This window comes from Nostoc sp. NMS7, assembly GCF_017115085.1.
GTDB lineage: Bacteria > Cyanobacteriota > Cyanobacteriia > Cyanobacteriales > Nostocaceae > Nostoc.
The window spans coordinates 25,483-35,043 of record NZ_JABXKJ010000062.1 but is presented as its reverse complement, the minus strand read 5'-3'; the positions used below and the strand labels follow the sequence as shown (position 1 = coordinate 35,043).

Here is a 9,561-nt window from a genome sequence, read left to right as displayed (position 1 = left end):
GACTTTTGCCGTCACTTTACTTCAACACAGTAAAAGATGTCAAATGGGTTCTATAAGGATTAAAATAACTTAAATTATAGATATTAATTCTCAAGTAATCTAGAGAAAGCATTCATACTTCAGCAGCACAGCCATCAGGAATTATTAATTTTCTATGAACATTTTCAGTAACTTACTTCCTCAAACAACTCAGCCTGGAACATCGAAAAAACAGCGCCGAGGAATTGAAATTAAATCGCCGCGTGAAATTGAAATCATGCGGCAATCAGCGACAATTGTGGCAACTGTTCTCAAAGAAATTTCTGAGCTAGTAAAGCCAGGAATGACAACGGCTGATTTAGATGTTTATGCAGAAAAACGCATCCGCGAAATGGGTGCAACACCGAGTTTTAAAGGATATCACGGTTTTCCCGGTTCTATCTGTTCCAGTATTAATAATGAAGCAGTACATGGCATTCCTAGTCCCAAGAAAGTCATTCGCGTGGGGGATGTATTAAAAGTAGATACGGGCGCTTATTACCAAGGTTTTCATGGTGATTCTTGCATTTCAATTGCTGTCGGTGAAATAACCCAAGAAGCTGCTAAATTAATTCGCATAGCAGAAGAAGCTTTATATAAGGGCATTGAACAAGTTAAGGCGGGTGCATACCTGCTTGACTTAGCTGGAGCAATTGAAGACCATGTGAAAGTTAACGGCTTTAGTATAGTCGAAGAATTCACTGGACACGGTGTCGGTCGTAACCTGCACGAAGAACCTTCAGTATTCAACTACCGTACCCGCGAGATGCCAAATGTTAAACTGCGTGCGGGGATGACGCTGGCAATTGAGCCAATTTTAAATGCGGGTTCTAGACACACGCGGACATTATCTGACCGTTGGACTGCTGTCACTGTGGATAATTCTTTGTCGGCTCAGTTCGAGCATACAGTGTTGGTAACAGAAACTGGTTATGAGATTTTGACTGACCGTTCTAAGCTGTAATTGTTAGTTGTAATTATCTGTTGTGAAGAGAGGTGAAGCGTCAAAAAAGGGCGATTTGCCTCTTAATTTTTTTACGAAAATCGAAAGGCTCGGATTCGTGAGTTCTTAGATAAATCATAAATATCGTAATCGTTTTTTTAGTTTTGAATTATTTATCCAATCGCCGCATAGTTAGTTTTATAAAGGTTTAGGGATTGTAAAAATTAGTTGATTGTAAATCAGTTAATGAGATTTTAGTTTCTGAGTTGCCAAATTTTCCTGCGATCGCGGTATCTACTAATCCTACACTAGGTATAAACAAATTAGCTTCTGTACCGATTCGAGGCAGTGTTGCGATCGCCGAATTTTTGATGTGATCAAATTTCAATTCCTGAGCAATTAATTTTTTAAGATTCCCTAGTTGTTCCTGAGCATTATTGATCAGGATAATTTGCTCCATGATTTGATTAGAATCGCCAATAGTCAGTTTTAGACTCGGAATCAGTGCTGGCAATTCACTCACAAGTACTTCTAGGTTAGCCATAGATACCCCTTAAGCATTTGTCGAAACGTTTATGCGAAACAATTAAAATGGCTTGAGTAAGACTGTAACCACGCCTGTTACATCTGAGCATCCTAGTTGATTGACAAATCTCAGGAGCCATAAAATGTATAGTTCCCGGAAATCCTGCTAAAGTAACAAGTTAAGTTTTAAAATCCCAGAGAAAGATAAAATTACCCATTCACTAACGTATGAATGAAGTTGATTTAGCATTTACCCCAGCCCTAGAGTTGGCGCAATTAATCCGTCGCCGGGAAGTATCACCGCTAGAGTTGGTGGAAATATATTTAGAACGGATTGGGCAGTTGAATCCCCAATTAGGAAGTTATTTTACGGTGACGGCAGAACTGGCGATCGCAGATGCTAAAGCTAAAACAGAATTACTGACAACTACCTCAGAACTACCGCCATTTTTTGGGGTGCCGATTTCGATTAAAGACCTGAATGCTGTAGCGGGTGTTACCTGTACCTATGGAAATCCAGCATTACTAAACAATGTCCCTAATTATGATGATGGGGTTGTGACGCGGATTAAGCAAGCTGGGTTTACTATTCTCGGTAAAACAGCGACTTCCGAATTAGGTTCATTACCTTACAGCGAACCTACGGGTTTTCCCCCAGCTAGAAATCCGTGGAATTTAGAATACACCCCTGGCGGTTCCAGTGGTGGCGCGGCGGCGGCGGTAGCAGCCGGATTATGTGCGATCGCTCAAGGTTCTGATGGCGGTGGTTCAATTCGGGGGCCTGCGGCTTGTTGTGGTTTGGTGGGACTCAAACCATCCAGGGGCAGGGTGAGTAAAGCACCCGTAGGCGAACGCCTAGCTGGAATTGCCGCCAACGGTCCGATCGCCCGGACTGTCGCTGATGCTGCCGCCTTTTTGGATACCATCTCTGGCTATGTCACAGGCGATCCTTACTGGTTGCCAGATCCCGAACCATCATTTCTCGCCGCGACTCAGACAAAACTCGGTGCTTTGCGAATTGCCTTTGACACTAACATTTCTCCGATGGGAGAAGCTGATGCCAACTGTCAGCAAGGTGTCCGCCAAACAGTCCAGTTATTAGAACAACTCGGCCACCAAGTTGAACAGAAATCTCCAGATTTTAGCGGTTTAATTGAACCATTTCAAATTGTCTGGCAAGCTGGGGTGGCTGCGTCGGGACTTCCAGTTGAAGCCTTGCAACCAGTGAATCGCTGGCTATTTGCCCGCACAGGTTCTGTTGCCGAGTACCTGAAAGCAGTTTCTCAAATGCAGATAGTGGCACGGCAGATTGTGGCGTTTTTCGATACCGTGGATGTGCTGGTATTGCCAGTTTATCTACATTCACCGATTATGGTTGGGGAATGGGCTTCGTTGAGTCCAGAAGAGACATTCCAAAATATTATTCAATGGGTTGCCCCTTGTCCACCGGCGAATGCAACTGGACAACCTGCGATCGCAATTCCTGTAGGTTTTGATAGTAAGGGTTTACCGATGAGTGTGCAGCTAATTGGTAAACCTGCGGCTGAAGCCACACTCATCAGCCTAGCAGCACAACTAGAAGCGGCTAACCCTTGGATTGATCATCGTCCAGCCTTGGCAACATAAGGCTAATTATGTAGGCGGCCTATAGAAATCCGCGTAAAAGCGTGCCATTAACTAGGCTACCTCATTGAGTTCAAGGGCTAGTTCGATTTCATCGGCATGAGCTTCTGCATATCCCCAAGCATTAGCTAAATCTGTAGCTGTAATGGTTGGATAGCTCGTCAAAAGGTCAGCATCACTATATCCAAGACGACGAGCTTCCACAAGTACCCAAATGGGAATACGAGTTTTAGCGATGCGAGCATCTCCACCACAGACTCTAGGGGTTTTCTCAATTCCTTGCCAATTGCTAGCGAGACTTTGAGCAAGTAAATGAATAGCCTGCACTTTTTCACCAGGACTGAGGGCAAGAAGTTCCTCTTCTAACTCTTTGAGTGTCACGAATGTAAATCCTTTAGTGTTTTGTCAGGCTACATTTACAATTTTATTTGTTCGCGTCCATTGACAACTAGAACTAGACACACTTCGAGGCTTTCCACTCGTGGTCAAGGATAGCGTAGAGAAAGTTGTCGTAAGTTAGTGGAATGATTAAGTTGCCCGATCAATTTTTTGCACTTCTTGATCAGATAGTTTTACATTGATAGCTTCTACTGAATCTTCAATGCTGGAAACCTTGCTAGCACCAGGAATTGGCAAAATAGCGGGGGACTTGGAACGCAACCACGCCAAAACGATATTATACACTGACACGCCTTTTTCTTTAGCTAACTGAGCGATCGCAGGGATATCTTGCAAGTTCTGATGGCGACGACTACCACCAAAGGGACTCCAAGGCAAAAAGGTCAATCCTTCCTGTTCGCAATACTTCAACACGCCGTCATTTTCTGGCTGTCGTTGCCAAGGGCTGTATTGATTCTGCACTGAGATAATATCCACCACATCCCGCGCCTGCTTAATTTGTTCAACGGAAAAGTTAGAAACTCCCACAAACCGAATCAAACCAGCCTCCACTGCTTCTTTAACTGCTGCAAGGGATTCTTCAATGGTGTAATTAGTATCGGGAGAATGGTATTGCCAAACATCGATAGGTTTAGCACCACCCAACGCCTCAAAACTGGCTCGAATTGTTTGGCGCAAATGTTCTGGGTTGCCGTTGCTTGTCCAGTTGCCATTGGGACGCATCAAACCGCCCTTAGTTGCCACAATTACTTGGCTAACATCGCCTTTGTAACTAGTAAGTGCTTTGTGAATTAGCCGCTCGTTGTGGTGCTTATCTGACTCATCTTTGCAGTAAGAATCCGCAGTGTCAATAAATGTAATACCCAACTCCAACGCACGATGAATAACTTGGATTGATTGCGATTCGGGAGGGCGATTAGAAATTGACATGGGCATACCACCCAAACCGATCGCACTCACAAATATATCAGTTTTTCCTAGCTGTTTGGTTTCCATACTTCTAGCTATAGCTTTCTGCCCCAATTATCTATCAGTTAGCCAAAGATTTTTTAGCGATTCATCAAAAATCTTCCCTAGTACTTAGACTTGGTGATCAGTGAATGGTCTACAAGGGGAATACTCTACTCAGAGGTGAAAAATTCTATACATAAGTACCGATGAAAATTGTCGAGGAAACCCGTACGAGATTGCAGCTAAAGCATCGACCACTGAGCTATTGGTTTAGCGGGTGGTGCATTTTTACTATCTGTTTAAGTTTTTTGATTTACTGCTTAGTTTTTGATTCTGCTTCAGTTAGTCTCAGTTGTACTCGACCTTCACCAAACCAACTTAACTGTGAGTTGAAGCGGTTTAATTTGCTGGGAAGTATGGAGAAACTCAAAATATTTGATCTCCAGGAAGCATACGTTCTTACAAAGACTGGTAGTAAAGGGAGCAAAACCTATCAAGTTATGATTGTAACTCCATTTGGAGACTTTGCCCTGCTATCGCATGTTAGCTATCAAGAGAATCAGGAAATTGCCTTGAAAATCAATGATTTTATCAACTCTGGGCAAACTTCCCTATTAGTGCAGCAGAATCAGCGTAATTATCTATTTTTCTTAAGTTTATTTATATTGATTATTATGGCGATCGCTGCTTTTTTTGGCACATCACCTGTAACTATCTGCACTTTTTATAAGAGTATAGATAAGGTATTTATCGAACGTAAAAGTCTGCGTGACAAACAAATTATCGAGCATCCGCTAGAAAATATTCTGCGTTTTGATATGCAAGAAAAGCAATATAAATACTCCAAACTTTATCGGGTTGTAATTGTGCTAAAATCCTTCAAGGAAATTCCAATTAATCCACAATATAGTGATGAAAAGAGCATCAGATATGCAATTTTTAGGATACACTCATTCCTAAAATTTTAACCGAAATTACCCGCAGGGTAGCCTACTGACCCCAACTTTTCGGCATTAAGTCCGCGCAGGTTATACAACAAACAAGATCCCCGACTTCTTTGAGAAGTCGGGGATCTGCGGCTTGCAACACGTATTGCCCCTGATGATACCTTCGAGTGATCTGGGCTGGATATATGCGCTCTTTTCATGGTCAATTAAGCTTTGCAGCCGTTAGGCAATTAAGTAAAGTTTTCAAACAAAATAGGGGAGTTTTGCACAAATCGTTTTAATACCCGTAATTATGTAGATTTGCTAATAAATTATGTATGAAGTAGCTACTAGCACTATATTGCAATGTTGATAAAGGTTATTGGCTTGATGTAATTAACTAAAAATTCATTAAAATATGAAATTATTAGCATTAACTAGTTCCTTGTTAGCTATTGTTGGATCGGTGGTCAGTTTAACACTGCCTGCAACAGCAATCGGCACAGCATTGTTTGCCAAGACAACAACAGGTCTTTCATTGCCTACTACTGGAGGTCAGGAACTCAGGCTAACGCAAATTCTTCTTCCTCCTGGTCAGTGGGTAATTAATTATTCAGCGACAGCTGTAAATGGTGGAGCCGCCGACACGGTGCGATGCTATGTCCGCGCCAGAGAAACAGGTCAGATTCTTTCTGGACACGTAGCAGAAGTTGGAGTACAACCGGGTGCATCTTTGGCATCTACAATCAGTGGGGTTACACTCGTTAATTTAAATGAGCCAACCACAATGGTTCTTACCTGTGTTCAGGATAACACTGGTTTGGGACCTTACATTGATGCTGGTGCTGAGATCGCCGCTTACTAAGCAAGCCTTTAAAGGATATTTGTAAACTCTAATTTATTACTCGCTTTGGCGACTAGAAGTCGCGGCTACACAGGCAAAACCCACCTCCGTGGGTTAGCAAGCCCTTGATTTTCCATTAGTCCATAGAGGTAGCGAATTCTATTCGCCCAATATTTTAAAACCTTATTGGGTTATAGCCGCGACTTCAGGATACTGGAGTCGTTTTGCTCATAAACACAACCTTATAAACTACAAATACTCACTTTGTCAGTTTGTCTAATTAAGCTATGTTTAGTAAATAAAGTAAGTAGCCTACATGATCGGCTGTTATTCCCCACTTGACATAAAGCATTGTGAGTGCAAAACGTCTACCAGAAACCATTGCCCGTGTCAGAATTACCCGCCAATCCTGGCAACATGGCTTCCTTGAAGGCGAAGTGAATGCGGGTGAGTTTGAGTGGCATTTCCAGTGGCATTTTCGCCGGGGAGAACTTGCCGTCAAACCTTCCCAAGGTCGTGCCTTAATCAAGGAACCCCTCGGTCGATTCTTGGAGCAACAAGATTACCAGCTAGAGCCTGGAGGAGACTATGCTTTTACTATTCGGGCAGAACTTTAGGAGTTATTAAGTTGTGGAGATCAGCTAAAACACATCTTGAGAAATTGAGTTGTGCTGCTGTTCAGTCCATTTTAAACTTTCCATTGAAAAGCACTACACGCCAACCATCAGGGTCTTCAATCGTTACGCTTTTGCCTTTCCAATAAGGATTTTCTGGCTCAACTTCGGGATATCCTAAACTGGCAAGACGGTTTTTGATTTGTCCTATTTTTTCTAGATCGGGGATATACAGTACCAGTAAGTTGTCTTTTGTTGGAGCAAGACAGGGACTTCCAGTTTTATGAGTTGTAAATTCTAGGTGGTATTGAGCGTTGGGCAATCCAAACATGACTCCATCGTATCCATCATGCTCTGCAAACGAGTACAGCTTTCTCAATCCCAAGCCATCTTCATAAAACTCAACCACTTTTGCTAGTTTGTCGGTTGGTCTAGCAATTCTAAACTGAACAGCAAGAAAATGTGTATTATTTGTGTTCATATTACCTTTTCATTGAACGACAGAACAACAGACACAAAGGAGACAAGATGTAGAAAGATGTGGAGCAGCTTAGTAATTCCTAACTTATTGACTTGACTCTTCACTCCTTACTCCTCATTGCTGATTCAGTGAGGCGATTTAAGTATCTTTCGATTAAGAGGATGGCAACAATGTCATCTATGGGTCGTGGTGGCTGTCGCAGACCCTTTGGCAATAGCTTTGTTAGCCCTTTGGGTGGGTACATTTGCCAATAGCGATCGCGGGCTTCTAAGGTTGTGTAGCGCTCATCCACTAAAATAATACTCAAAGGTTCTGTCAATTCCTGATATAATTGCTGTCTCCACTGCTTGGCTGTAGTTTGGTCGCCCATGACCATCAAAGAAATGGGAAACTTTTGACGCAGTGTCTCAATGGTAGCGATCGCCTCTTTTGCTAGCACAACCTGATGATAATATAGTTGCCGATCCAGTCCCATCACCGCTAAACCACATTTATCTCGACCTGGATCAAACCCCAAAATGACTGGTTGCCTTGGTGAAAATTCACGGAAAGTCATAATAAATTCACAATTCAAAATTCAAAATTAAGAAATGCAATTGCAGTAAGCATTTTAGCTGCTGTTCAAATATGTTTAAATCTTAGTGTACAAATAATTTTTTAAGTACTAAATATAATTTGTCCGTTGACTATTGCCACTAATTTTACTCTCAATGGCCCGGCTGTATAAGTGTCCTCGGCTGCGATCGCTTTGATTTCCAATGGTTGATTATACTGTCTTAATTGGGTGACAAAGCGCAGAAAAGTCCCCTCTACTTGCACATTTTCGACAATTCCGGCATTACGGGCACGAAATTGGGAAGCAGAAATCAGTATTTCTAGACGCTGCTGTAACTGATAGGATGTCATGGTTTTAGAATCGGTAGTAGTTGTGGCCAGCACTGCGCCTCCCGAAAAAACCAATTGATTCCGCGCTGCATCGGCGAAAAATTCTATCTGCTTTTCTCCCCTAACGTAATTACCAGCCGAGAAAATTCGCATCACGTATTCTTGACCATCGGCAATCTGCTTGCTCAATTGCTCAATCCTATCCTGGCTGACGCGCAGTAGCTCTACATTTGCCAGATTTCCACCAGGCTCACTTAATTCCAGGCTGGCGTTGCGATTGGCTTCTTGTAAAAGCTGTACGACTGCCTGACGAGAAGCACCAGGTTGGGTAACACGAACTACACCAGCAGACAGAACTTGGCCGCGAACTAAGGCTAGCTTACCCAGACGCAGGTCACGGTAAGACTGATAATATTTTTCCAGCCTTGCAACTTCCAGTTCTAGTTGCTCCTGTTGTCCTTCCAATTCTTTGAGGCGCGATTCCCGTGTGGTAATCACTTGCTCTCGCGCTGCAACTTCGAGATTACGCTTTTGAATTAGTTGATCGAGTTGGGCAATTTTTTGATCGCGCACTTCTATACCTTCTTGACGGTTAGCAAGTTCGCGATCACGTTTTTTAATAGCTGTTTTGGCATCGTCAATTGCTTTTTTAGCTTCAGCATACAGTCGTTGACGTTCTGTCTTCAGTAGCTCAACTGCCGCCTGTAGCTGCTTTCTCTGATTGTAAACGCTTTGCAATTCAGCTATGGCTTTCTGGTACTGAGTTACAACCTGATCTAGCTGCCCTTGAGTGCGTTGGAGTTGAGTTTGAGTTTGGGCTTGTTGACTAATGGTGCGGTTCAACTGAGCTTGTGTTTGGCGTTGTTTGGCATTCGCCGCCTGTAAGAATTGATTGATTACCTGCAAGTCTTGTTGTGCTTTTGCTTGGGCAATTCTTGCAAGATTTAGCTCACTCTCTACCTGACTTTTCTGAGTTTCTGCGGTTTTTAGCTGTTCCCGCTTGTGTCTGAGGTCTGTTTGAATATCCTCTAACTCAAAAACTCCCTTTCGCAAGCCTTCGTCAGCAGCGAATAAAATCCCTAAAGTTGATGCGGAAATCAAACCACCCGTAAAAATAGTTACCAGTACAGCAGTATTTTTCGGACGAAGATTAAAAAGTGAGAGGCGGGCTTTGCCAACTCGTGTGCCGATGCGATCGCCCACGGTTGCTATCACGCCTCCCAGAATTAAAATTGCTGCGATGAGGATGTATCCGGTGGTCATCTTTAGCTACCGAAATCCTTCCAGATACAGCCTACTACTTTTAAGCATTGTCTGTGGAGAAGTGGAAATTGACAATAGCTGAAATTACT

11 protein-coding genes are annotated in these 9,561 nt (G+C 42.9%); 5 read left to right on the top strand and 6 right to left on the bottom strand.

The genetic code is table 11. The features are described from left to right. The first annotated feature begins 154 nt into the window (after positions 1-154). The gene (gene map, locus HWQ38_RS05310; protein WP_292790773.1) at positions 155-982 is read left to right on the top strand and encodes a type I methionyl aminopeptidase; all 828 of its coding nucleotides are present in this window, start codon (positions 155-157) and stop codon (positions 980-982) included. A 187-nt stretch (positions 983-1,169) separates the two neighbouring features. On the opposite strand, the gene HWQ38_RS05305 is transcribed toward map, so the two are convergent. Next, positions 1,170-1,505, bottom strand: a complete 336-nt coding sequence (locus HWQ38_RS05305) for a hypothetical protein (RefSeq protein WP_292790770.1) — start codon at positions 1,503-1,505, stop codon at positions 1,170-1,172. Between the two features lie 209 nt (positions 1,506-1,714). Between HWQ38_RS05305 and HWQ38_RS05300 the strand changes: the two genes are divergently transcribed. Further along, positions 1,715-3,112 (top strand): amidase, encoded by a 1,398-nt coding sequence (locus HWQ38_RS05300; RefSeq protein ID WP_292790767.1) that lies wholly within the window; start codon positions 1,715-1,717, stop codon positions 3,110-3,112. A gap of 51 nt (positions 3,113-3,163) precedes the next feature. On the opposite strand, the gene HWQ38_RS05295 is transcribed toward HWQ38_RS05300, so the two are convergent. Both HWQ38_RS05295 and HWQ38_RS05290 read right to left on the bottom strand, forming a co-directional pair. Further along, positions 3,164-3,490: a DUF433 domain-containing protein gene (locus HWQ38_RS05295; protein WP_292790764.1), complete on the bottom strand. Its 327-nt coding sequence runs from the start codon at positions 3,488-3,490 to the stop codon at positions 3,164-3,166. A 147-nt stretch (positions 3,491-3,637) separates the two neighbouring features. Continuing rightward, positions 3,638-4,504: an aldo/keto reductase gene (locus tag HWQ38_RS05290; protein ID WP_292790762.1), complete on the bottom strand. Its 867-nt coding sequence runs from the start codon at positions 4,502-4,504 to the stop codon at positions 3,638-3,640. A 263-nt stretch (positions 4,505-4,767) separates the two neighbouring features. Here HWQ38_RS05290 and HWQ38_RS05285 point away from each other — a divergent pair, with 263 nt between their 5' ends. The 3 genes from HWQ38_RS05285 (at position 4,768) to HWQ38_RS05275 (ending at position 6,846) form a co-directional block, all read left to right on the top strand. Further along, positions 4,768-5,427, top strand: coding sequence for a hypothetical protein (locus tag HWQ38_RS05285; protein WP_292790760.1), 660 nt, complete (start codon positions 4,768-4,770; stop codon positions 5,425-5,427). A gap of 376 nt (positions 5,428-5,803) precedes the next feature. Beyond that, entirely contained in the window at positions 5,804-6,250 is a 447-nt protein-coding gene (locus HWQ38_RS05280) for a hypothetical protein (RefSeq protein WP_292790758.1), read from the top strand. 332 nt (positions 6,251-6,582) lie between these two features. Further along, positions 6,583-6,846 carry a DUF3146 family protein gene (locus tag HWQ38_RS05275; RefSeq protein WP_292790756.1) on the top strand — a complete coding sequence of 88 codons (264 nt, stop codon included), beginning with the start codon at positions 6,583-6,585 and terminating at the stop codon, positions 6,844-6,846. Positions 6,847-6,907: 61 nt separating this feature from the next. Here the strand turns inward: HWQ38_RS05275 and HWQ38_RS05270 are convergent, their stop codons facing one another. From HWQ38_RS05270 to HWQ38_RS05260, 3 genes are all read right to left on the bottom strand, one after another. Continuing rightward, positions 6,908-7,324: a VOC family protein gene (locus tag HWQ38_RS05270; RefSeq protein WP_292790754.1), complete on the bottom strand. Its 417-nt coding sequence runs from the start codon at positions 7,322-7,324 to the stop codon at positions 6,908-6,910. Positions 7,325-7,424: 100 nt separating this feature from the next. Beyond that, positions 7,425-7,880, bottom strand: a complete 456-nt coding sequence (gene ruvX, locus HWQ38_RS05265) for a Holliday junction resolvase RuvX (protein ID WP_292790752.1) — start codon at positions 7,878-7,880, stop codon at positions 7,425-7,427. 101 nt (positions 7,881-7,981) lie between these two features. Continuing rightward, complete coding sequence (locus HWQ38_RS05260) at positions 7,982-9,472, bottom strand: DUF3084 domain-containing protein (protein ID WP_292790749.1); 1,491 nt, start codon at positions 9,470-9,472, stop codon at positions 7,982-7,984. Positions 9,473-9,561: the final 89 nt, after the last annotated feature.

What these genes read in the sequence shown, in the direction of transcription:
- map (WP_292790773.1), top strand. Translation starts at nt 155, where the DNA reads ATGAACATTTTCAGTAACTTACTTCCTCAAACAACTCAGCCTGGAACA.
- HWQ38_RS05305 (WP_292790770.1), bottom strand. Translation starts at nt 1,505, where the DNA reads ATGGCTAACCTAGAAGTACTTGTGAGTGAATTGCCAGCACTGATTCCG.
- HWQ38_RS05300 (WP_292790767.1), top strand. Translation starts at nt 1,715, where the DNA reads ATGAATGAAGTTGATTTAGCATTTACCCCAGCCCTAGAGTTGGCGCAA.
- HWQ38_RS05290 (WP_292790762.1), bottom strand. Translation starts at nt 4,504, where the DNA reads ATGGAAACCAAACAGCTAGGAAAAACTGATATATTTGTGAGTGCGATC.
- HWQ38_RS05280 (WP_292790758.1), top strand. Translation starts at nt 5,804, where the DNA reads ATGAAATTATTAGCATTAACTAGTTCCTTGTTAGCTATTGTTGGATCG.
- HWQ38_RS05270 (WP_292790754.1), bottom strand. Translation starts at nt 7,324, where the DNA reads ATGAACACAAATAATACACATTTTCTTGCTGTTCAGTTTAGAATTGCT.
- ruvX (WP_292790752.1), bottom strand. Translation starts at nt 7,880, where the DNA reads ATGACTTTCCGTGAATTTTCACCAAGGCAACCAGTCATTTTGGGGTTT.
- HWQ38_RS05260 (WP_292790749.1), bottom strand. Translation starts at nt 9,472, where the DNA reads ATGACCACCGGATACATCCTCATCGCAGCAATTTTAATTCTGGGAGGC.